At 66.5% G+C, this 22629-nt stretch carries 25 protein-coding genes; 6 read left to right on the plus strand and 19 right to left on the minus strand.

Translation table 11 applies throughout. The features are described 5' to 3' along the window. Positions 1-86: 86 nt before the first annotated feature. The 6 genes from WBB07_RS10550 to WBB07_RS10575 all read right to left on the minus strand — a co-directional run bounded on the left by WBB07_RS10550 (position 87) and on the right by WBB07_RS10575 (position 6014). A complete protein-coding gene (locus tag WBB07_RS10550) occupies positions 87-1763 on the minus strand; it encodes a ribonuclease J (protein ID WP_526307363.1) in 1677 nt (558 codons plus the stop codon). 18 nt (positions 1764-1781) lie between these two features. Further along, positions 1782-2642, minus strand: coding sequence for a 4-hydroxy-tetrahydrodipicolinate synthase (dapA, locus tag WBB07_RS10555; RefSeq protein WP_526307414.1), 861 nt, complete (start codon positions 2640-2642; stop codon positions 1782-1784). An 86-nt stretch (positions 2643-2728) separates the two neighbouring features. Continuing rightward, positions 2729-3481 carry an FAD-dependent thymidylate synthase gene (gene thyX, locus WBB07_RS10560; protein WP_526307364.1) on the minus strand — a complete coding sequence of 251 codons (753 nt, stop codon included), beginning with the start codon at positions 3479-3481 and terminating at the stop codon, positions 2729-2731. Between the two features lie 36 nt (positions 3482-3517). After that, entirely contained in the window at positions 3518-4738 is a 1221-nt protein-coding gene (locus tag WBB07_RS10565; protein ID WP_526307366.1) for a winged helix-turn-helix domain-containing protein, read from the minus strand. Then, positions 4735-5217: a dihydrofolate reductase gene (locus WBB07_RS10570; RefSeq protein WP_526307368.1), complete on the minus strand. Its 483-nt coding sequence runs from the start codon at positions 5215-5217 to the stop codon at positions 4735-4737. The genes WBB07_RS10565 and WBB07_RS10570 overlap by 4 nt, the downstream gene beginning before the upstream one ends. Beyond that, positions 5214-6014 (minus strand): thymidylate synthase, encoded by an 801-nt coding sequence (locus WBB07_RS10575; protein ID WP_526307370.1) that lies wholly within the window; start codon positions 6012-6014, stop codon positions 5214-5216. Before WBB07_RS10575 ends, WBB07_RS10570 begins: the two co-directional genes overlap by 4 nt. A 130-nt stretch (positions 6015-6144) precedes the next feature. Between WBB07_RS10575 and WBB07_RS10580 the strand changes: the two genes are divergently transcribed. Continuing rightward, positions 6145-7065 (plus strand): HpcH/HpaI aldolase/citrate lyase family protein, encoded by a 921-nt coding sequence (locus tag WBB07_RS10580; RefSeq protein WP_526307373.1) that lies wholly within the window; start codon positions 6145-6147, stop codon positions 7063-7065. Here the strand turns inward: WBB07_RS10580 and WBB07_RS10585 are convergent. The 5 genes from WBB07_RS10585 to aldR are packed head-to-tail and all read right to left on the minus strand — an operon-like array spanning position 7059 to position 9784. Then, positions 7059-7583 carry a hypothetical protein gene (locus WBB07_RS10585; protein WP_526307375.1) on the minus strand — a complete coding sequence of 175 codons (525 nt, stop codon included), beginning with the start codon at positions 7581-7583 and terminating at the stop codon, positions 7059-7061. The two genes, WBB07_RS10580 and WBB07_RS10585, sit on opposite strands and share 7 nt — an antisense overlap. A 13-nt stretch (positions 7584-7596) precedes the next feature. Beyond that, entirely contained in the window at positions 7597-8049 is a 453-nt protein-coding gene (locus tag WBB07_RS10590; RefSeq protein WP_526307377.1) for a flavodoxin family protein, read from the minus strand. Next, complete coding sequence (locus tag WBB07_RS10595) at positions 8046-8501, minus strand: hypothetical protein (RefSeq protein WP_526307379.1); 456 nt, start codon at positions 8499-8501, stop codon at positions 8046-8048. Before WBB07_RS10595 ends, WBB07_RS10590 begins: the two co-directional genes overlap by 4 nt. Positions 8502-8505: 4 nt before the next feature. Beyond that, complete coding sequence (gene dapB, locus WBB07_RS10600) at positions 8506-9240, minus strand: 4-hydroxy-tetrahydrodipicolinate reductase (RefSeq protein WP_526307381.1); 735 nt, start codon at positions 9238-9240, stop codon at positions 8506-8508. Positions 9241-9268: 28 nt separating this feature from the next. Further along, positions 9269-9784: an HTH-type transcriptional regulator AldR gene (gene aldR / locus WBB07_RS10605; protein ID WP_526307383.1), complete on the minus strand. Its 516-nt coding sequence runs from the start codon at positions 9782-9784 to the stop codon at positions 9269-9271. 115 nt (positions 9785-9899) lie between these two features. Between aldR and ald the strand changes: the two genes are divergently transcribed. Then, positions 9900-11012 carry an alanine dehydrogenase gene (gene ald / locus WBB07_RS10610; protein ID WP_526307384.1) on the plus strand — a complete coding sequence of 371 codons (1113 nt, stop codon included), beginning with the start codon at positions 9900-9902 and terminating at the stop codon, positions 11010-11012. A 112-nt stretch (positions 11013-11124) separates the two neighbouring features. After that, entirely contained in the window at positions 11125-11679 is a 555-nt protein-coding gene (locus WBB07_RS10615) for a DUF4334 domain-containing protein (protein ID WP_526307386.1), read from the plus strand. On the opposite strand, the gene bla is transcribed toward WBB07_RS10615, so the two are convergent. The 5 genes from bla to WBB07_RS10640 form a co-directional block, all read right to left on the minus strand. Further along, positions 11676-12563, minus strand: a complete 888-nt coding sequence (gene bla / locus WBB07_RS10620; protein WP_526307388.1) for a class A beta-lactamase — start codon at positions 12561-12563, stop codon at positions 11676-11678. The genes WBB07_RS10615 and bla overlap by 4 nt on opposite strands. A gap of 29 nt (positions 12564-12592) precedes the next feature. Further along, a complete protein-coding gene (locus WBB07_RS10625; protein WP_526307416.1) occupies positions 12593-13921 on the minus strand; it encodes a M16 family metallopeptidase in 1329 nt (442 codons plus the stop codon). Further along, positions 13899-16184, minus strand: coding sequence for a polyribonucleotide nucleotidyltransferase (locus tag WBB07_RS10630; RefSeq protein ID WP_526307390.1), 2286 nt, complete (start codon positions 16182-16184; stop codon positions 13899-13901). Before WBB07_RS10630 ends, WBB07_RS10625 begins: the two co-directional genes overlap by 23 nt. A gap of 381 nt (positions 16185-16565) precedes the next feature. Further along, a complete protein-coding gene (gene rpsO / locus WBB07_RS10635) occupies positions 16566-16835 on the minus strand; it encodes a 30S ribosomal protein S15 (RefSeq protein WP_526307392.1) in 270 nt (89 codons plus the stop codon). Positions 16836-16957: 122 nt separating this feature from the next. Next, positions 16958-17935, minus strand: a complete 978-nt coding sequence (locus WBB07_RS10640) for a bifunctional riboflavin kinase/FAD synthetase (protein ID WP_526307394.1) — start codon at positions 17933-17935, stop codon at positions 16958-16960. Positions 17936-18015: 80 nt separating this feature from the next. On the opposite strand from WBB07_RS10640, the gene mntR reads away from it, so the two are divergent. Then, a complete protein-coding gene (gene mntR / locus WBB07_RS10645) occupies positions 18016-18735 on the plus strand; it encodes a manganese-binding transcriptional regulator MntR (protein WP_526307396.1) in 720 nt (239 codons plus the stop codon). Positions 18736-18751: 16 nt separating this feature from the next. On the opposite strand, the gene truB is transcribed toward mntR, so the two are convergent. The 3 genes from truB to pptH are packed head-to-tail and all read right to left on the minus strand — an operon-like array spanning position 18752 to position 21272. Then, on the minus strand, positions 18752-19654 hold the full coding sequence (truB, locus tag WBB07_RS10650) for a tRNA pseudouridine(55) synthase TruB (RefSeq protein WP_526307398.1): 903 nt from the start codon (positions 19652-19654) through the stop codon (positions 18752-18754). Next, the gene (pptT, locus tag WBB07_RS10655; RefSeq protein ID WP_526307400.1) at positions 19651-20313 is read right to left on the minus strand and encodes a 4'-phosphopantetheinyl transferase PptT; all 663 of its coding nucleotides are present in this window, start codon (positions 20311-20313) and stop codon (positions 19651-19653) included. Before pptT ends, truB begins: the two co-directional genes overlap by 4 nt. Continuing rightward, positions 20310-21272: an ACP phosphodiesterase PptH gene (gene pptH, locus WBB07_RS10660; RefSeq protein WP_526307402.1), complete on the minus strand. Its 963-nt coding sequence runs from the start codon at positions 21270-21272 to the stop codon at positions 20310-20312. Before pptH ends, pptT begins: the two co-directional genes overlap by 4 nt. A 117-nt stretch (positions 21273-21389) precedes the next feature. On the opposite strand from pptH, the gene WBB07_RS10665 reads away from it, so the two are divergent. Then, complete coding sequence (locus WBB07_RS10665) at positions 21390-21971, plus strand: DUF3558 domain-containing protein (RefSeq protein WP_526307404.1); 582 nt, start codon at positions 21390-21392, stop codon at positions 21969-21971. 37 nt (positions 21972-22008) lie between these two features. After that, the coding region (locus WBB07_RS10670) for a CocE/NonD family hydrolase (RefSeq protein ID WP_526307406.1) at positions 22009-22629 on the plus strand (621 nt) is incomplete at its 3' end.

Here is a 22629-nt window from a genome sequence, read left to right on the forward strand (position 1 = left end):
CGGGCCACAACCCCCGGCGAGCAGACAGAGAATCGGGTGTTTGGGCACCCGCGAACACGAGTTTGTGTCTGCTCGGCGGGAAAGGGTCAGATCTCGATGACGGTCGGCACGATCATCGGCTGACGGCGGTACGCCTCACCCACCCATTTGCCGACAGCGCGACGAGCGGCCTGCGCAATCCGGGTCACATCGGTGACACCTTGCTCCGCCAACTTCTCCAATTCGGCAGCAACCTTGGTGGCCGCCGGCTCGAGCGCCTTGGGATCCTCCGAGAAACCCCGGGAGTGCAGATGCGGCGGGCCGGCCAGCTTCCCGGTGCCACGGCGGACTATCACCGTCACGGCGATGAAACCCGACGACAGCACCAGCCGCTCACCCAGGGTGGCGTCACCGACGTCACCGGTGATCAGACCGTCGACAAACATCTTGCCCACCGGCACCGCACCAGAGATGCCGACCTTGCCGGCCACCAAATCCACGCTGACACCGTTCTCGGCCAACACGATCGAATCGGCGGGCACCCCGGAGCTCTCCGCCAGCGCCGCGTTTGCCCGCAGGTGGCGCCAGGTGCCGTGCACCGGCATCACGTTGCGCGGCCGCACCCCGTTGTAGAGGAACAACAACTCGCCGGCGTAGGCGTGGCCGGAAACGTGGATGCGCACCTGCTGATTGGTGACAACTCGAGTACCGACCTTGGCCAGCGCATCGATGACACCGAAGATCGCTTCTTCGTTGCCCGGGATCTGTGAGGACGACAAGATGATCAGGTCGCCGTCGGTCAGGGTGATGCTGCGGTGCTCACCGCGTGACATCCGCGACAGCGCGGCCATCGGTTCGCCCTGAGTTCCGGTGGTGATCAACACAACTCGGTCAGCCGGCAACATCTCCGCGGCAGCGATGTCGAGTACGTCATCGTCGGACACCGTGAGGAAGCCCAGCTCGCGGGCGATCTGCATGTTGCGCACCATGGACCGGCCCACAAACGAGACCTTGCGGCCCAGGGCCACCGACGCATCGATGATCTGCTGGACCCGGGCGACGTTGGACGCGAAGCACGCCACGATGACGCGGCCCTCTGCCGAGCGGATCAGCCGGTGCAGGTTGGGGCCGATCTCGCTCTCCGACGGCCCCACCCCGGGGATCTCGGCGTTGGTCGAGTCGCACAGCAACAGGTCCACCCCGGCGTCGCCGAGGCGCGACATCCCCGGAAGATCCGTGGGTCGCCCGTCGAGAGGCAACTGATCGAGCTTGATGTCTCCGGTGTGCAGGACGGTGGCGCCGCCGGCGTACACCGCAATGGCCAGCGCGTCCGGGATCGAGTGGTTGACGGCAAAGTACTCACAGGCGAAGACGCCGTGGTTGCTGCTCTGCCCCTCGGCCACCTCGGTGAACACCGGCTTGATGCGATGCTCCCGGCACTTGGCCGCCACCAGCGCCAGCGTGAACTTCGACCCCACCACCGGGATGTCGGGCCGCAGCTTCAGCAGATGTGGGATGGCGCCGATGTGGTCTTCGTGTGCGTGGGTGATCACCAGCGCCTCGATATCGTCGAGGCGCCCTTCGATGTGCCGCAGATCCGGCAGGATCAGATCGACGCCGGGCTCGTCATGCCCAGGGAACAGCACTCCACAATCGATCACGAGCAGCCTACCGAGATGCTCGAAAACCGTCATGTTGCGGCCGATTTCGCCGATGCCGCCCAGGGCGGTCACCCGCAGACCGCCGGGAGCCAGTGGCCCTGGCGGTGCGAGTTCAGTACTCACGTATCGTTCACTCTCTTGTCAGCGCAGCACGCCTGCCGCGCGCATATCGGCGGCAAGCGTTTGGAGTTGAGCTTCAGTGGCCGGCATCTGCGGCAACCGGGGCTCCCCGGTGTCGATGCCCTGCAGACGCAGACCGGCCTTCGCCAGCGTGACGCCGCCGAGCCGGGTCTGCGCGGCGCACAACGGTGCCAGTGCCACCGTGATCTTGCGCGCGGTGCACAGGTCGCCGGACTGCAACGCCGTCACCATGTCCCGCAATGCCCCGGCAGCCAGATGGCCCCAGACACTGATCAGGCCGGTGGCGCCCATCGCCAACCACGGCAGGTTGAGCGCGTCATCCCCGGAGTAGTAGGCCAGGCCGGTCTCGGCCATGATCTGGGCACCGCCGTGCAGGTCACCCTTGGCGTCCTTGACGGCCACGATGTTCGGGTGGAATGCCAGTTCCCGCAACGTGTCGAACTCGATCGGGATCGACGACCGCGGCGGGATGTCGTACAGGATCACCGGCAGTTCGGTGGCGTCGGCCACCGCAGTGAAGTGCGCGACCAGACCCGACTGTGGGGGGCGTGAGTAGTACGGGGTCACCACCAGCAGACCGTGGGCGCCTTCGGCGGCGGAGGCCGCGGCGAGGCGGACACTGTGGGCGGTGTCGTAGGACCCGGCCCCCGCGATGACCCGGGCCCGGTCGCCGACGGCTTCGAGTACCGCCCCGAGCAACGCGATCTTCTCGTCGTCGGTGGTGGTCGGGGATTCGCCGGTGGTACCGGAGACGACCAGCCCGTCGCAGCCCGAGTCGACCAGGTGGGTCGCAAGCTTCTTCGCTGTGGCCAGATCGAGCGAGCCGTTCGCGCTGAACGGCGTCACCATGGCAGTCAGCATGGTGCCCAAACGTGCTTGGGCGTCGATACCACTGTTACTCACGGGCCTAAGGTTACCTGGCCACCTCAAGCCGGTTCAGCGGCCTTCTAGGCTTCGGTTGCCAGAGGCGATGTCGCGACCTCGGTGCCGTCCGCCAACGTGGTGATCTCGAAATCGGCGAACACCGCCGGCGCGACATCGGCCAGCTGTCTCAGACACGCGATGGCCACCCGCCGGATCTCGATATCGGCGTGTTCACTGGCCCGCATCGCCACGAAGTGCCGCCACGCGCGGTAGTTCCCGGTGACCACGATCCGGGTCTCGGTGGCATTCGGCAGCACCGCGCGCGCGGCCTGACGTGCCTGTTTGCGGCCCAGGGTGGCGTTCGGCACGTCGGCCAGCCGGTCCTCGAGACGCTCGAGCAGCTCGGTGTAGGCCAAGCGGCTGGCGTCGGCGGCGTCGAGGAACAGCCGCTCCAGTTCCGGGTCCCCTTCCAGGCCCGGGGGGACGACAACGTGGGACTCCTGTTCGGGAACGTAGCGCTGAGACAGCTGCGAGTAGGAGAAGTGCCGGTGCCGGACGAGCTCATGGGTGCAGGACCGCGAGATGCCGGTGAGGTAGAAGCTGACCGTGGCGTGTTCCAGCACCGAGAAGTGACCGACGTCGATGATGTGCTGCACGTAGTCGGCATTGGCCGCGGTCCGGGGATTGGGCTTCGACCAGCTCTGGTAGCAGGCCCGGCCGGCAAACTCGACCAACGCCGAACCGCCGTCGGCATCGGTGCTCCACGGCACGTCGGGGGGCGCGGTGAACTCGGTTTTGGCGATCAGTTGCACGCGCAGCGGGGCGGTTTCGGCCACGCGGTGAGCCTAACGCGACGAGCTGCCCGGGCTGCGCTACCGGTGAGCTGACTCGACGGCCCGCCGCAACTCCCCCGCCAGATCGCCGCGGTCACCGACGCTCACTTCGCCCAACCCCAACCAGGCCGCCATGGTGATCAGCTCCCCGGCCAGGGCGGCCGCGACCCGGCTGCGATCCTGACCGTCTTCGGTGAACGCCCCGACCACGTGCAGCGCATCGCGGGCCCGCTCGGCCTTGAGGTCGACCCGGCCCACCAAGTGGCCGTCGAGCAGGAACGGCCACACGTAATAACCGAAGCGCCGTTTTGCCGCCGGGGTGTAGATCTCGATGCGGTAGTGGAAGTTCCACAGCCGCTCCATCCGGGGCCGGAAAAAGATCAACGGGTCGAACGGGCACAGCAACGCCGTCCCCCGATCGGTCCGGGGCACCCGCTGTCCCACCCGCAGATAGGCCGGGGCCGACCAGCCGTCCACCTCGACCTGCTCCAAGTCGCCGTCGGAAACCAGCTGTGCCAGCGCAGGTTTCACCTGACGGGCAGCCAGCCGGAAGTAGTCGCGAATATCGGCTTCGGTGGCCACGCCCAGCGCGCCGGCGGCCCGCAACAACAGCTCGCGGACAGCCTCGTTGTCGTCGAGATCGCGGGCCACCACCTCCGGCGGCAGCACCCGTTCACTCAGGTCGTAGTGCCGCGCGAACCCGACCCGGGTCGCGGTGGTCAGCACACCGGAGGCGAACAACGCCTCGGCCACCCACTTGGTGTCGCTACGATCCCACCAGGGACCTTTCCGGCCGCGCGGCTCGGACTCCAGATAGGCCTCGATCTGACCGGCGGTGGACGGCCCGAGCTCGGTCACCGCCGCGATCACGTCGTCGATCAGCTGCGGATTCCTCGCCACGATCTCTTCACCCCAGCGACCATGGGTGTATTCCCGCATTCGCCAGCGCAGCAGCGGCCAATCCTCCACCGCCATCAAAGCCGCTTCATGCGCCCAGTATTCGACCAGCAGCCGCGGCGCACTGGTGCTGTGGCTCCAGGCGGCTCGATCCAGCACGTCACGGTCGTAGGGGCCGAGCCGGCTGAACACCGGCGCGTAGTGCGCCCGTACGCTGACCGACACCGAGTCCAACTGCAGCACCTGGATGCGGGAGATCAGCCGCCGAAGATGGGCTCGGGTGACCGCGCCGCGAGGCGGCGGCTCCGCAAACCCCTGCGCGGCGACGGCCACCCGGCGCGCCTGCGCAGCCGTGAGTTTCACGACCGCGTGTAGCTGTAAAACCGGTACCGCAGCCCCGACGAGCTGTCCTGCCAGTCCCCTTCGGTGCCCGCCCACGCCTCGTTGAGCATCGGCGCCAGCGCGTCGTCGTCCTCCCGACGCAGATCGATGTCCACTTCGGTGACCTCGCATCGTGTTGCCAGCGGCAGCGCCAGCCCGTAGATCTGTGACCCGCCGATGATCCACGCGTCGTCGAGCGGGGCGTCTTCCAGTGAGGAGACCACTTCGGCGCCTTCGGCCACGTAGTCGGCTTGCCGGGTCACCACGACATTTCGGCGTCCCGGCAGCGGCCGGAACTTCACCGGCAGTGACTCCCACGTCAGCCGGCCCATGATGACGGTGTGTCCCATGGTGAGGTCCTTGAACCGGGCCATGTCCTCGGGCAGCCGCCAGGGGATGCTGTTACCGCGACCGATGACACCCGAGGTGGACTGCGCCCAGATCAAGGTCACTGAACTCATACCGCGACCGGCGCCTTGATCGGCGGATGTGGATCGTAGTTCGTGATCTCGACGTCCTCATAGGTGTAGTCGAAAATCGTCTCGCGTTGCGCCAGTTCCAGTTTCGGGTATGGGCGCGGCTCACGGCCGAGCTGCAAGCTCACCTGCTCGACGTGGTTGTCGTAGATGTGGCAGTCGCCGCCGGTCCAGATGAACTCCCCGACCCGCAACCCGGCCTGCGCGGCCATCATGTGCGTCAGCAGCGCGTACGACGCGATGTTGAACGGCACACCCAGGAACAGGTCGGCGCTGCGCTGGTACAGCTGACAGCTCAACCGGCCGTCCGCGACGTAGAACTGGAAGAACGCGTGACACGGGGGCAGCGCCATCTGCGGAATCTCACCGACATTCCAGGCGGAGACGATGTTGCGCCGGGAATCCGGATCGGTCTTCAACAGCTCCAACGCCGCGCTGATCTGGTCGATGTGATCACCGGACGGCGTGGGCCAGGATCGCCATTGGACCCCGTACACGGGGCCCAGATCTCCTGTGGCACTGGCCCATTCATCCCAAATGGTGACCCCATGCTCCTGCAGCCAGCGCACGTTCGAGTCACCGCGCAAGAACCACAGCAGTTCGTAGACGATCGACTTGAGGTGCACCTTCTTGGTGGTGATCAGCGGGAAACCGACCTCCAGGTCGTATCGCAGCTGATGGCCGAACAGGCTGCGTGTTCCCGTGCCGGTGCGATCCGACTTCGGGGTGCCCTGTTCGAGCACGAGCCGCAACAAATCCTCGTACGGAGTCGCGATGGGCACGCCGCCAGCTTACGTGCACCGAACCCGAGGAGTGCCGGTGCCATGCCGACCCGGACCGATACTCCAGTCCGTAACGGACCTGCCCGATCACCGGGCGAGGGTCGCATTGACCCGTGCGACCATAGGGTCCGTGTATGACCAGGCCGTCAATGATCCGAGTCCCGACAACCACGACGCCGGCTCCCGGCTGAACCCCGTGCTGGCGCGCAGTTGGCTGCTGGTCAACGGTGCGCAGTATGAGCGGTTCGCCGCCGCTGCTCGGTCCCGTGCCGACATCGTCGTTCTCGACATCGAGGACGCGGTCGCCCCCAAAGACAAAGCAGCGGCCCGCGACAATGTCACTCGCTGGCTCGCCGACGGCAACAGCGACTGGGTTCGTGTCAACGGCTTCGGGACACCGTGGTGGGCCGACGATCTCGAGATGCTCACCAACACCTCGGTCGGCGGGGTGATGCTGGCGATGGTGGAGTCCGTCGACCATGTCACCGAGACCGCCAAGCGCCTGCCCGGGGTGCCGATCGTCGCCCTGGTGGAGACCGCCCGCGGAATTGAACGCATCACCGAGATCGCCGCCGCCAAGGGCACGTTCCGGCTCGCGTTCGGTATCGGCGACTTCCGCCGCGACACCGGCTTCGGCGACAACCCGAGCACCTTGGCTTACGCCCGGTCCCGGTTCACCATCGCCGCCAAGGCGGGCCACCTTCCCAGCGCCATCGATGGCCCCACGGTCGGCAGCAGCGCCCTGAAGCTGATCGAGGCCACCGCAGTCTCGGCGGAGTTCGGCATGACGGGCAAGATCTGTCTGACTCCGGACCAGTGCGCCACCGTCAATGACGGCTTGTCACCGTCGAAGGACGAAATCAGTTGGGCAAAAGAGTTTTTCGCCGAATTCGAGAGTGACGGCGGGGAGATCCGCAACGGGTCGGACCTACCCCGCATCGCCCGGGCCAGCAAGATCCTGGACCTGGCCCGCGCCTATGGCATCGAGGCATCAGAGTTCGACGACGAGGAAGTGCACGCCCCCGCGCCGTCGGACACCTACCACTACTGAGAGTCCGGCCTGCCGGCGCGGCCACCGCGATGGTGGCCGCGCGCCGCCATTGCCGAGCTTCGCGCTCTGCGACGCCGGGACTGCGCGTAGGAGACCACCGACCGGAGAATGCCGCGCCCGGCATAGATGCCGGCGAGGACCGTCAGGACGATCAGGACAACAAACATCACCATCCAGTTGGTGCGGTCGTGTTCGACGTGCCACCAGATGATGGTGAACAGGATGGCGCAGATGAACACGGTGATGTCGCGCCAGTTGCCTTGGTAGGACATCGCCAATTGCCGCAGTTCCCGGTTCTTGTCGACGGCCGCCACCAGATCGTCGATGCGCAGGTCGATCACCCGCTGCAGCTCGGCCCGCCGCTCGACCTGGTCTGCGGGAATGCTCTCGAGCAGCTCCATGTCCTGCTTGAGCAGCGCCCGCCCATCCGGGGTGCGGAGGTTGCCCGCCGCGAGACCGAGCAGCGCTCCCCCCGCGATGGGCGCACCGGCAAGTGCGATTTCAGCGATACCGGGCATGGTGTCTCCTTCGTCAAGGCATGAGCGTGGCGGCAAGTGTGCCGCCGAGCTCGTAGGCACGTTTACGCGCGGACCCGTCGACGCCACCGGTCACTTCCAGGACATCGGCCGCTTTGGTCAGGGAAAGACCGGTGGCCAAGCGCTCCACTGCGGAGACCGCGCCGGCGGTGTCGCTGTTTCCGTGCACCCACAGACCGTAGGGCCGTCCCGCCACGTGGTCCAGGATCGGGTAGTACACCGTGTCGAAAAAGTGTTTCAGGGCACCGGACATGTATCCGAAGTTCGCGGTAGTCCCGAACAGGAAACCGTCGGCCGCCAGCGCGTCGCTGACGGTGGCCGCCAGCGCAGGACGCGCGACCACGTCGACGCCGCGGATCTCCGGGTCGTGCGCGCCTTCGAGCACGGCCTCCAGGAGTTCGCGGGTCCCCGGCGACGGTGTGTGGTGCACGACCAGGAGCGTGCTCACCGCTGCTGTCGTTCCATTTCGACGGCGGTGCGCATGGCTTCGCGGGCCCGACTGCGATCGCCGGCGTAGTCGTAGGCGCGGGCCACCCGGTACCAGCGCACCCAGTTGTCGGGATCGGAGTCGAGTTCGGCGCGCACGGTCGCGAACAGCGCGTCGGCGGCCTGACGTTCGATCCGGCCCGACGCCCGCCTCGGCAGGTCGCTGACGTCGAGGTCCATTCCGAACTCGTCGGCTCGCCGAGCCAACCGCTGGTGGGCAAATCCGGCGCGCAACGTGGCCACCAGTGCCCAGGCTCCGACGATCGGCAACAGCAGCAGGGCGATTCCCATGCCTACCGGCGCGACCCGTCCGTCGGCGATCAGGGCGACGGCGATCCTGCCGAGCAGCACGAAGTACAGCACCATGGCCACACTGAAGAACCCGATGAGGAGCTGGGTTCGCAGGACGCGCATGCGCTCACAAATCCAATAGCGGTTCGATGCCCACCGTCAGGCCGGGACGCTGGGCCACGTTGCGCACGGCCAACAGCACTCCGGGCACAAAGGACGTGCGGTCCAGGCTGTCGTGCCTGATGGTCAGCGTCTCCCCCAGGGTGCCGAGTATCACTTCCTGGTGCGCGACGAGGCCGGTGACCCGTACCGAGTGCACCGGAATCCCGTCCACGTCGGCCCCGCGCGCCCCTTCCAGGCCGGTGCTGGTGGCATCGGGGTTGGGCGGCAGTCCCTTTCGGGCCTCGGCGATCAGTTTTGCGGTGCGTGCCGCAGTTCCCGACGGAGCGTCGGCCTTGTGCGGATGGTGTAGTTCGATGACCTCGACCGACTCGAAGTACGGGGCGGCCTTCGCCGCGAAATGCATCGACAGCACTGCGCCGATCGCAAAGTTCGGGGCGATCAACACCGCGCTGCCCGGGGTGGCGGCCAGCCAGGACCTCACCTGCTCGAACCGCTCGTCGGTGAAACCGGTGGTCCCGACCACAGCGTGAATCCCGTTGTCGATGAGGAACTTCAGGTTGTCCATCACCACACCGGGATGGGTGAAGTCGATGACAACCTCGGTACCGCTGTCCACCAGGGCGGTCAACGAGTCTCCGGAGTCGACCTCCGCCGACAGCGTCAGATCCTCGGCTTCTCGGACCGCAGCGACCATCGTCGACCCGACCTTGCCCCTGGCACCCAATACCGCAACTCGCATGTGAGCAGCGTAGTCAGTCACCGGCCCGTCACAGCGGAGCGGCCCCGCGCAGGTGCTCGAAGATCAGTGACGTCTGGGTTCCGGACACGTCGGCATCGGAGTTGAGATTCTCCACCACAAACGCGCGCAGGTCATCGGTGCCACGCGCTGCGACGTGGAGGATGAAGTCGTCGGCGCCGGCCAGGAAGTACACATCCATCACCTGCGGTTTTTGCCGCATCTGATCGATGAAGTTGCGGATCTTCCCACGAGCATTGGACTGCAGGCTCACCGAGATCATCGCCTGCAGCGACAATCCGACCGCTGCCGGGTCGATATCGGTGTAGAAACCCCGGATCACCCCGATGTCCTGCAGGCGACGGACCCGGCCGTGGCATGTCGAGGCGGCGATGCCGACAGCATCGGCAAGCGCGCTGTTGGAGATCCGCGCATCCGCATGCAGCGTGGACAAGATCCGCCGATCGACGTCGTCGATGTCGGTGACCCGAACATCCTTCGACAGTGGAGTCCGACGCTCGAGCGATCTTGGTGATTCTTCTGCCACAGGGTGAATATAACGAATCTTCATCATGATCATTGCTGTTAGCTTGGCGTTTCTTCACAATTGAACCAGCCTCAGCAGTCCAACCAACCGTAAAAGCCTCAACCCAGGAGCGATCATGCGAGTCGGCGTCCCGACCGAGATCAAGAACAATGAGTTTCGTGTTGCCATCACCCCGGCGGGTGTGGCCGAACTGGTCCGCCGCGGCCACGATGTGAGCGTCCAGGCCGGGGCCGGCGACGGTTCCGCGATCGCCGACACCGACTTCAAGGCCGCGGGCGCCGAGATCGTCGCCTCTGCCGATCAGGTGTGGGCCGAGGCCGACCTGCTGCTGAAGGTCAAGGAACCGATCGAGTCCGAGTACCGCCGGATGCGCCAGGGCCAGACGCTGTTCACCTACCTACACCTGGCCGCATCCAAACCCTGCACCGATGCGCTGCTGGCCTCCGGCACCACCTCCATCGCCTACGAGACGGTCCAGACCGCAGACGGCGCACTGCCACTGCTGGCCCCGATGAGCGAGGTCGCCGGCCGGCTCTCCGCACAGGTGGGTGCCTACCACCTGATGCGCACCCAGGGCGGGCGCGGCGTGTTGATGGGCGGCGTTCCCGGGGTTGCCCCGGCCAAGGTCGTGGTGATCGGCGGCGGCATGGCCGGCGACAACGCGGCCGCCGTGGCCTGGGGTATGGGCGCACACGTCACCGTGTTCGACCTCAACGTCAACATCCTGCGCAAGATCGATGCCGAGTACGGCGGCGCCATCGAGACCCGCTACTCGTCGAGCCTGGACCTGGAGGATGCGGTCAAGCAGGCCGACCTGGTCATCGGCGCGGTACTGGTACCCGGCGCCAAGGCCCCCAAGTTGGTCACCAATGCGACTGTCGCCCAGATGAAATCCGGTGCGGTACTGGTCGACATCGCGATCGATCAGGGTGGCTGCTTCGAGGATTCCCGGCCCACCACCCACGATGACCCGACGTTTGCCGTGCATGACACGGTGTTCTACTGCGTGGCCAACATGCCCGGTGCCGTGCCGCGGACCTCAACCTACGCGCTCACCAACGCGACCATGCCGTATGTGCTCAAACTGGCCGACAACGGGTGGCGGGCCGCGTGTGCGGCGGACGCCGCGCTGGCCAAGGGCCTGTCCACCCACGAGGGCGCCCTGCTGTCGCAGCAGGTTGCCACGGACCTCGACCTGCCGTTCACCGATCCCGCGTCGGTCCTCTGATCCACGGGCCACCCGACTCCACCACATCTCGCCCGGCCGGCTGCCAAGCCGGCCGGGCGATGACACCTGCGCCACCCGCCAACAATTGACAGGTGTCAAGTAAGGTGGACTGATGGACTTTGGCGACGTTCTCCCCAACAAACCGACCACCACCGCGGACGCTCTGGCCGTCTTCGATGCCGCTCCCGCCGTCGCCCCGGAGTTCATGATCGGAACCTGGCACGGCGCCGAATTGCCGACACACCACCCGATGGACGGTTTCCTGGCATCTAGCGGCTGGTGGGGCAAACAGTTCGTGGACACCGAGACCGTGCACCCGCTGCTGTTCCCCACCACCGCCGGCACCAGCCTGTGGGCCCTGAACCCGGTGCTGGCGTTCGGCGGGCTGGGCATCGCAGCCAAGCTCCCCGGGGTCAAGAACCGGTCCTTCACCCGCCCGATCGCCACGATGCAGCCGGTGCTGCAGACCCGCGCCCCCAAGGCCCGGCTGCGCACCACCCGCTACCGCGGTGTCGACACGGCAACGATGATCTATGACCAGCTGCCCATCAACGATGTGTTTCGCCAGCTGTCCGACGACGCCGTGATCGGCGCCATGGACCTGCGGGGTTCATCGCGTCCATATTTCTTCGTGCTGCGGCGCGATGACTCGCTACATCTGGCCTAGCCGGAAAGAGCGGGCATCAACAGCGCCGCGATCTCCGGCATCACCGGCCGGAAACCGTCGGCGTCGGGATCATCGCCGGCGCTGCGAACCATCACCGCCAGTAGCACCTTCCGGCCATCCGGCCCGACCGCGACCCCCACATCGTTGGTACTGCCGTAGCCACCGCCACCGGTCTTGTCCGCCAGTGTCCAGCCTGGTGGCAGACCCGGCCGCAGACTCGAGGTGGTGTTGGTGAACATCCAGTCCAGCAGCTGGGTACGCGCGGAATCGGTGAGGGCGTTGCCGTCCAGCAATTGCAGGATGCCGCTGCCGAGCGCCTGCGGCGTGCTGGTGTCCCGCGGGTCACCCGGCACTGCCGCATTCAGCTCGGGCTCCCACCGGTCGAGCCGGCTGTCGTAATCGCCGATGCTGCGGGCGAACTCGGTGAGTGCTGCCGGCCCGCCGATGATCTCCAGCAGATAGTTGGCGGCCGCGTTGTCGCTGACCTGGACCGCCGCCGCGGACAGCTCGCCCAGCGTGACCGGCTGATCCACCCGCGTCTCGGTCACCGGCGAATTGGGCAGCAGATCGGCCGCCCGGACCGTCACCGTATCGGTCAGGCTCAGCTCACCGCGTTCGGCCTTCTGCAAGATCCGGGCCGCCAGATACGCCTTGAACGTCGAGCACATCGCAAACCGCTCGGTTTCCCGGTGCGCGATCACCCGTCCGGACTGCAGATCAACGGCGTACACACCGATGAGCGCGTCGTGGCGGGACTCGAGCTCGGCGAGGTCCGCTTGGATCGACGGTGCCGGCTGCGCCCACGCCGGGCGACTGCCGATCAATGCCAGCGCCGAAATCGACAACCCAGCAGTCAGAAAGTGCCGCCGCGCCAGTTCTGCCATCGTCACTCCTCGATCATGTCGGCAGGCCGCTAACCCGCGAGCCTCCGAAGCCGCTGCGGCAGTGAGCGTTTGGTGACGTTCGGACCGAGCACCGCCGCACCGAACGGTTTGCTCAGCAGCGTGCGGGCCACCGCGTTGACCTCGTCGAGGGTCACCGCATCGATCTGATCCAGACTCTGCGACAAACTGCGATGCTTGCCGTAGTTGAGCTCGCTGCGACCGATCCGATGCATCCGCGACGCCGAATCCTCCAGCCCCAAAACCATTCCGCCTTGCAGTGAGCCCTTGGCGATCCGGCATTCCTCGGCGGTGATGCCGTCACGGGCCACCTCTTCGAGGACATCGGTGGTCACCGCGATCACCTCGTCGAAGCGCTCCGGCATACATGCCGAATAGACCGACAACGCGCCGCTGTCCGAAAAGGTGTCCACCGATGAGTACACCGAGTACGCCAACCCGCGGGACTCCCGAACTTGTTGGAACAACCGTGAACTCAGGCCACCACCGAGCGCGGTGTTGAGCACCGTCAGCGCCCAGCGATGTTCCCAATGCCGTCCCGGAGTGCGCACTCCCAGAAGTACGTGGGTCTGCTCACAGTCACGGCGGCCCACCTGCAGCACCGGCTGACCTGCGACCCGGCCGGTGCCCCGACGGGGTTGCAGCGGGTGCCGGCCCTTCACCAAGTGCGGGCCGAAATGCTCACGGACCAGGGCCACCACCTCGTTGTGGTCGACGTTGCCCGCCACCGCCACCACCATGCGTTCCGGGGTGTAGCGGCGAACGTGAAAAGAATGCAGCTGCGAACGTGTCATCGTCGAGATCGACTCGACACTGCCGATCACCGGACGACCCACCGGGTGTTGACCGAACATGGCACCCAGGAAGACGTCACCGAGTGCGTCCTCGGGATCGTCGTCGTGCATGGCGATCTCTTCGAGCACCACGTCCCGCTCGACCTCGACATCGGGCACTGCGCACCGCCCGTTGAGCACCACATCGGCGACCAGATCGACGGCCAACGCCAAGTCGACGTCGAGGACGTGGGCGTAGTAGCAGGTGTGTTCCTTGGCCGTGAACGCGTTCAGTTCGCCGCCGACAGCGTCCACCGCCTGCGCGATCTCGACAGCCGACCGGGTCGGCGTCGACTTGAACAGCAGGTGCTCCAGGAAGTGGGCCGCACCGGCCACCGTCGGGCCCTCGTCACGTGAGCCGACATTGACCCACACCCCCACCGACGCCGAGCGCACCGACGGCACGAACTCGGTGACCACCCGAAGTCCCCCGGGCAGCGTGGTACGCCGCACCTGGGAGACCTCGGGGGTCGGGTCGGTGACCCTACGAACTGGAGGCCGCAACATCGACCGGCGCGGAATCCGGTGCGACCGAGCCATCCACAGCGGCCTCGGCGGCCTCGTCTTCAGCAACGAGAACCAGCGAGATCTTGCCGCGGTTGTCGATATCGGCGATCTCCACGCGCAGCTTGTCGCCGACCTTCACCACGTCCTCGACCTTGGCGATGCGCTTGCCACGGCCCAGCTTCGAGATGTGCACCAGGCCATCACGTCCCGGAAGCAGCGACACAAATGCACCGAAGTCGGTGGTCTTGACGACGGTACCGAGGAACCGCTCGCCCACCTTGGGCAGCTGCGGGTTGGCGATGGCGTTGATCTTGTCGATCGCGGCCTGCGCCGACGGGCCGTCAGCGGCGCCGACAAACACCGTGCCGTCATCCTCGATGGAGATCTGCGCGCCGGTCTCCTCGGTGATCGAGTTGATCATCTTGCCCTTGGGCCCGATGACCTCACCGATCTTGTCGACCGGCACCTTGATGGTGGTGATGCGCGGTGCGTACGGGCTCATCTCATCCGGGGTGTCGATGGCCTCGGCCATGACCTCGAGGATGGTGGAGCGGGCATCCTTGGCCTGGGCGAGCGCACCGGCCAGCACCTGCGACGGAATACCGTCGAGCTTGGTGTCGAGCTGCAGCGCGGTCACGAAGTCCTTGGTGCCGGCGACCTTGAAGTCCATGTCGCCGAAGGCATCCTCGGCGCCGAGGATGTCGGTCAGCGCAACGAAGCGACGCTCGGTCTTGCCGTCGATCTCAACGTCGTCGGACACCAGACCCATGGCGATACCGGCAACCGGGGCCTTCAGCGGCACACCGGCATTGAGCAGCGACAGGGTGGACGCACACACCGAACCCATCGAGGTGGAACCGTTGGAGCTCAACGCTTCCGACACCTGGCGAATGGCGTAGGGGAACTCCTCGACGCTGGGCAGAACCGGCATCAGTGCCCGCTCGGCCAATGCGCCGTGGCCGATCTCGCGGCGCTTCGGCGAACCCACCCGGCCGGTCTCACCGGTCGAGTACGGCGGGAAGTTGTAGTGGTGCATGTAACGCTTGGTGGTTTCGGGTCCCAGCGAGTCGATCTGCTGAGCCAGCTTCATCATGTCCAGCGTGGTGACACCCATGATCTGGGTCTCGCCGCGCTCGAACAGCGCGCTGCCGTGCGCCCGCGGGATCACGGCGACCTCGGCCGAGAGCGCCCGGATGTCACTGATGCCACGGCCGTCGATGCGGAAGTGATCGGTCAGGATGCGCTGCCGAACGAGCTTCTTGGTCAGCGACCGGTAGGCGGCGCCGATTTCCTTCTCCCGGCCGGCGTACTGCTCGGCCAGCCGCGACAGCACCTCGACCTTGATCTCGTCGGTACGGTCGTTGCGCTCGTTCTTGCCGGCGATGGTCAGCGCCTTGGCCAGCTCGTCGGTGGCCACCGAGGCCACCGAGTAGTAGACGTCCTCGCCGTACTCGGGGAACAGCGGGTACTCGGCGGTTTCCTTGCCGGCGGCCTCGTTCAGCTCTTCCTGCGCGGTGCACAGGGCGGCGATGAACGGCTTGGCGGCTTCCAGGCCTTCGGCGACGACGGCCTCGGTCGGGGCCTTGGCGCCACCGGCCACCAGCTCGATGACCTTGTCGGTGGCTTCGGCCTCGACCATCATGATCGCCACGTCGTCGCCGGCTTTACGGCCGGCGACCACCATGTCGAACACGGCACCCTCGAGCTGCTCGACGGTCGGGAACGCAACCCACTGGCCCTCGCCTTTGCCATTGGAGATCAGGGCGACCCGCACGCCACCGACCGGGCCGGCGAACGGCAGGCCCGAGATCTGGGTGGACGCGGACGCGGCATTGATGGCCAGCACGTCGTACAGATCCTGCGGGTTCAGGCTCAGCACCGTCACCACGACCTGGATCTCGTTACGCAGGCCGGAGACGAACGTCGGCCGCAGCGGCCGGTCGATCAGACGGCAGGTGAGGATCGCGTCGGTGGACGGGCGGCCTTCACGACGGAAGAACGAGCCGGGGATCCGGCCCGCGGCGTACATCCGCTCTTCGACATCGATGGTCAGCGGGAAGAAATCGAAATGGTCTTTGGGGGTCTTGCTGGCCGATGTCGCGCTCAGCAGCATGGTCTCGTCGTCGAGGTACGCGGCGACGGCGCCAGCAGCCTGCTGGGCCAGCCGGCCGGTCTCGAAACGGATGGTGCGGGTGCCGAAGCACCCGTTGTCGATGATGGCGGTGGACTCGAACACGCCTTCGTCAATTTCAGCTACAGACATAGATGTCCGTCAGGCCTCTCTGGATTCACAATCCTCGTTTCGCAACGTCATGGCGGAACCCATCACGGTGAAACCAGTGGCTACGGCCGTCGATCGAAGCGGCCGGGCACTCCCTACGAGGGGCAGCCCGACAGCCACTACCGAAGACCGCCCACATGGTCCGGGTTCGTCATGGCGTGCTGGGACGGTAGCGCGGGTGTGCGCACCGCACCTGTTGGTTCTTCTTCACAGCATGTCGGCGCCGGTTGACCGGCGCAGAACAGCCTCACTCTACACCCGGGCTTGCGGTACCCGGGAATCTGTGCAGGCCACAGCCCCAAAAAAGAAGCCCGCCACTGCCCTGGCGGGCGGTGACGGGCCGGTGCACCCTCGGGCGCTGGGTCAGCGACGCAGACCCAGACGCTCGATCAGCGAACGGTAGCGCGCGACGTCGAGAGCCGCGATGTACTTGAGCAGCCGACGACGACGGCCGACCAGCAGCAGCAGTCCGCGCCGCGAGTGGTGGTCGTGCTTGTGCTTCTTCAGGTGCTCGGTCAGATCGGAGATGCGCTTGGTCAGCATCGCGATCTGGGCTTCAGGAGATCCGGTGTCGGTCTCGTGCAGGCCGTACTGGCCCAGGATTTCTTTTTTCTGCTCGGTGGTCAACGCCACGAATTCACTCCATCTGTCGGTCCGCGGAATTTGATTGCCCCCGAGATCGGAGACTCACACCCGGCCGCCGCGAACTGCAGCACGGGTCGATACCGCCGCAGAGCTTAGCAGCGCGGACCCGTTCAGAAAGAATCGCGCAGAATGGCCCTGGCTTTGTCCACGTCGCGGTCCATCGCCTTGACCAGATCCTCGATCTGATCGAACTTCTCCTGGCCGCGAACCCTGGCCACGAAGTCCACCGCCACATGCTGTCCGTAGAGGTCGGCGGCGGTGTCCAGCACAAACGCCTCCACGGTGCGGGTCCGTCCCGAAAACGTCGGGTTGGTACCCACCGAGACCGCCGCCTCGTACCGCTCACCGGGGATGACGGTGCCCATCACCGGACCGTGCCCCAGCACGGTGAACCAGGCGGCGTACACCCCGTCGGCCGGAATGGCGGAGTACATCGGGGGCGCCACATTGGCCGTCGGGAATCCCAGCACCCGGCCGCGCCCGTCACCACGAACCACCACGCCTTCGACGCGATGCGGCCGACCCAGCGCCTCCGCCGCGGCCACCACATCACCGGCGTCCACACAGGACCGGATGTAGGTGGACGAGAAGGTGACCGTCTCGCTCTGGTGGTGTTCGGCCACCAACGACATCGCCTCCACCGCGAACCCGAATCGCTCCCCTGCCTTGCGGAGCTGGTCGACGTCGCCGGCGGCCTTCTTGCCGTAGGTGAAGTTCTCCCCGACCACCACTTCGACCACGTGGAGGCGTTCCACCAGCAGTTCGTGGATGTAGCGGTCCGGGGTGAGCTTCATGAAATCGGTGGTGAACGGCATGACCAGGAACACGTCGATGCCGAGCTGCTCGGCCAGCTCGGCCCGCCGGGTCAGAGTTGTCAGCTGGGCCGGATGGCTGCCGGGGAAGACCACCTCCATCGGATGGGGGTCGAAGGTCATCAGCACCGCAGGTATTCCCCGCGACCGGGCCGCCTTGACCGCACGGGCGATCAACTCGGCATGACCCCGATGCACACCGTCGAATACACCGACAGTGAGCACACACCTGCCCCAGTCCGAGGGAATCTCGGATTGTCCCCGCCACCGCTGCACGGGCCCAAGCCTACGATGCCGCGGCGCCGATAGCGCCTCTAGATCCCCGGTCGAGGTGACGATTGCCTAAACTTTGAGCTGTGAGTCCTGATAGCGGTTCTGATGTGCGCGACCTGTCCACCGTGGCACAGGACTATCTGAAGACCATCTGGTCCGCGCAAGAGTGGTCCCACGAGAAGGTCAGCACCAAGATGCTCGCCGAGCGCATCGGGGTATCGGCCAGCACCGCCTCGGAATCCATTCGCAAGCTGGCCGATCAGGGCCTCGTCGACCACGAGAAGTACGGGGCGGTGACACTGACCGAGCGGGGCCGCCGGGCCGCGGTGTCGGTGGTGCGCCGGCATCGGCTGCTGGAGACCTACCTGGTCAACGAACTGGGGTACAGCTGGGACGAGGTGCACGACGAGGCCGAGGTGCTCGAACACGCGGTGTCCGATCTGATGATGGAACGCATCGACGCCAAGCTCGGTCACCCCCAACGGGACCCGCACGGCGACCCGATCCCGGGGCGCGACGGGCAGGTCCCCACCCCGCCGGCTCAGCAGCTGTCGGGCTGCCGCGACGGCGATCACGGGGCCGTGGCCCGGATCAGCGACGCCGACCCGGACATGCTGCGTTATTTCGACGACGTCGGCATCGCGCTCGACACCCATGTGACCGTGCTGGCTCGCCGCGACTTCGCCGGCACCGTGTCGGTGGCTGTCGATGCCCCCGGAGACAGCCACCCCAAGGACGCGACGCGCACCGTGGAACTGGGCAATCCGGCGGCGGAGTCGATCTTCATCGTCCCCTGCGCCTGAGTGTCCGGCGGCTGAGTCAGAGCGTGGACGGCCGGATGACCACCACCGACTTGGTGCGCCGCCCGGAGTCCTCCAGCAGCGCCATCACCCGCCCGTCCGGGGCGACTGCGGCGTAGATTCCGTCGATCTCGGCTGCCGCCAACGGTTTTCCATGACTGACCGCAACGGCGTCCGGTTCGCTGAGGTCGACCCGGCCGAACGACTGCAGGCAGGCCTCGTCGAGGGAGTAACTGAGTTCCGGTGTGTCGGCCAGCGCGTCGAGCCCACGGGCCTGCCCGAGCCCGAACCCACCGACACGGGTGCGGCGCAACGCGGTGAGGTGCCCGCCGACGCCGAGCGTCGCCCCGATATCGCGAGCCAGCGCGCGGATGTAGGTACCCGAGGAGCAATCCACCACCGCGTCGATGTCGACCAGGCCGGCCGGCGTCTCTGCCGGCCGGCGGATGGACAGGACGTCGAACCGGTCGATCCGCACCCGGCGGGGCGCCAGCTCCACGGTCTCGCCCTCGCGGGCCAGTTGGTAGGCCCGCTTACCCGCTACCTTGATCGCACTCACCGAGGACGGCACCTGGTCGATCTCACCGCGGAGCGCGCCGATGGCAGCGGCGATCTGCTCATCGGTCACGTGTTCGGCCGGAATGCACTGCAGCATCTCGCCTTCGGCGTCGTCGGTGGATGTCGCCTGACCGAGCCGAATGGTGGTTACGTACGTCTTCGAGGTTCCTGCCACCAGACCGAGGATCTTGGTTGCCCGCTCGATGCCGACCACCAGGACACCGGTGGCCATCGGGTCCAGAGTGCCCGCGTGGCCGACCTTGCGGGTGCCGAAGATACGGCGGCAGCGGCCGACGACGTCGTGGCTGGTCATGCCGGCCGGCTTGTCGACCACCACGATGCCGGGTTCCACTGATCTGCTCACAGCACGATCGCCGTCAGTGCCAGCCCGGCGGCCACCGACCAGCGACCGGCGAAGCTGGTCAGCGGCGGGCCGAATTCGGCAGTCGGGTCGATCAGGATCTCGGAGGTGAAAGTGCCCGAGTCACCGCAGGCATCAACATCGAAGGTGATGTGGGCGTCTTCGAAACCGAGCCAGCGATGGGTGAGTGGAAACCACGCCTTGTACGTCGCCTCTTTGGCACAGAACAGGATCCGATCCCAGTGCAGACCCGCCGGCAGCGCGGCCAGCTCGACCCGCTCGATCGGGAGGCTGACCGCCCCCAGCACCCCGTCGGGCAGCACGTCGTGCGGTTCGGCATCGATACCGACCGAGCGCACCTGCCCACGCCTGCCCACCACCGCACCGCGATAGCCCTGACAGTGGGTGAGGCTGCCGACCACACCTTCGGGCCAGCAGGGTTCGCCTTTGGTGCCTTTGAGGATCGGCACCGCAGGCTCGCCCAGTTCGGCCAGCGCCAGCCGCGCACAGTGGCGCACCGTCACGAACTCGTTGCGCCGCTTGGCCACTGACTTCGCCACCAGCGGCGCCTCCTCGGGCAGCGGTTCCAGACCAGGAGGGTCGGCGTACACCTCGGCCGCGCGCACGGTGGCCGGCAGCACGGCTTCCAGCAACTTGGTCATGACTGCCTGCTGCGGAGCCGCTCGCGAAACTTCTCGGACTGCTCCCGCATCTCCGGGGTCACGACGAAGTGACCACCGAAATCGTTGAGGTAGCCGGGCGCGTATTGCGGGTCGGGCAGTACCTGCCGCAACCAGCGGTACGGCTTGCGGCGCCGCCATTCTCGCGGATACCCCACCGATACCTCCTCGAAGCGCACCCCGTCGTACCAGGTGGTGCGCGGAATGTGCAGGTGTCCGTACACCGAGCACACCGCGTTGTAGCGGGTGTGCCAATCGGCGGTTTCGGTGGTGCCACACCACAGCGCAAACTCCGGGTAGAACAGCACATCGCAGGGCTCACGCACCATCGGGAAATGATTGACCAGCACCGTCGGCATCATCCAGTCGAGGCTTTCAAGCCTTTTCCTGGTGTGCGCCAACCGATCTCGACACCACGCATCCTTGGTGGCGTAGGGCTCACTCGAGAGCAGGAACTCGTCGGTGGCCACGACGTTCTTTTCCCTGGCGATCGCCAGGCCCTCACTCTTGGTGGCCGCGCCCGTGGGCAGGAACGTGTAGTCGTAGAGCAGGAACATCGGCACGATCGTGGCCGGGCCGCCCTCATCGGTCCAGATCGGGAACGGGTGTTCGGGGGTGACGATGCCCATCTCGTCACACATGGTGACCAGATAGTCATACCGTGATCGGCCGAACACCTGCATCGGATCCTTGCCGGTGGTCCACAACTCGTGGTTGCCGGGCACCCAGATCACCTTGGCGAAGCGTTTCCGCAGCAGATCCAGTGACCATCGGATCTCGTCGGTGCGCTCGGCGACATCACCGGCGACGATGAGCCAATCATCCGGCGACGACGGGTACAGCGACTCCGTCACCGGTTTGTTGCCGGTGTGCCCGGTGTGCAGATCACTGATCGCCCAGAGGGTAGGGCGCGTGCGACTCTGCGGTTCATGGATCGCCACAACCGTCCACCCTAGGCGAAGTAACGTCGAGGCCCTGCCGGGCGAAACTAGAACAGGTTCCTATAACGACTTGTACACTCCCGCCAGGAACGCTCGACAAACGCGAAGGAGTAGCAAATGCTCACCAAGGTGCGGTTGCTCGCAGCGCTGGCAGCAGTGCTCGCCGCCGTGATCGTGGTGGTGCAGAGCCCGTCGGGAGTGCCCGATTCGCCGGTGGTGGAGCTGCGCGGAACCGGCGCGCCGCTGCCGGCCGCCACCACGACCATCAAGTGGCCGGTCCTCGAAACCACCGACCCGGTACCGTTCGAACCGTGCCGTGATCTACCCATCGATGTGATCAACAACATCGGACTGGGCTTCACGCCACCGGAAGTCGAGACCATCAATCGTTGCAAGCTCGATGCCGGGAACTACCAGATGGCTGTCGAGGCGATCGTGTGGCGCAGCTTCGAGCAGACGTTGCCACCGGACGCGGTGGAACTCGACATCGCCGGACACCGCGCCGCGCAGTACTGGATCATGAAGCCCACCGACTGGAACAACCGCTGGTGGTTCACCTGCATGGTGGCCTTCAAGACCAGCTACGGGCTGATTCAGCAGTCGCTGTTCTACTCGCCCGTCTACTCGACCCCCGATGTCGACTGTATGGCGGAGAACCTGCGGCGGGCCCAGGAGTTGGCGCCGTATTACCGCTACTGACCACCCACCTGTCAGAGGGCGCCGCTAGCCTGGGCCGGTGACCGCAACCTCGTACCGCACCGCACGAGGCGGCCCCACCTCTGCGCTGCGTCGCGCCGCCGGCAGGACCCTGAGCCGCCTTGCCGGAACCCCGCCGCCGACGACGACATACCAGGTGCACCGCGGTCTCCGCGTCCCGATGCGCGACGGCGTCGAGTTGCTCGCCGACCACTACTGCCCCGACACCGACGACCCGGCGGGTACGTTGCTGCTCCGCGGCCCCTACGGTCGCCGGTGGCCGTTCACGGCGCTCTACGCGGCCGCCTACGCCGGCCGCGGGTACCACGTAGTCCTGCAGAGTGTGCGCGGCACCTTCGGCTCGGGCGGGACGTTCGAGCCCGTCGTCAACGAAGCCGCCGACGGCGCCGACACCGCCGCGTGGCTGCGGGAGCAGCCGTGGTTCACCGGAACGTTCGGCACCATCGGGGCGTCCTACCTGGGCGCCACCCAGTGGGCGTTGCTTCAGGACCCGCCGCCGGAGATGGCTGCCGCGGTGATCGTGGTCGGCCTGCACGACTTCGCCGCCACCACGTGGAGCACCGGAGCGTTTTCCGTCAACGACTTCCTCGGCTGGAGCCATCTGGTGTCCCGGCAGGAGGAGCCCGGTGCACTGCGCGCC

It is taken from the genome of Mycobacterium sp. (genome assembly GCF_049647605.1).
Classification (GTDB): domain Bacteria; phylum Actinomycetota; class Actinomycetes; order Mycobacteriales; family Mycobacteriaceae; genus Mycobacterium.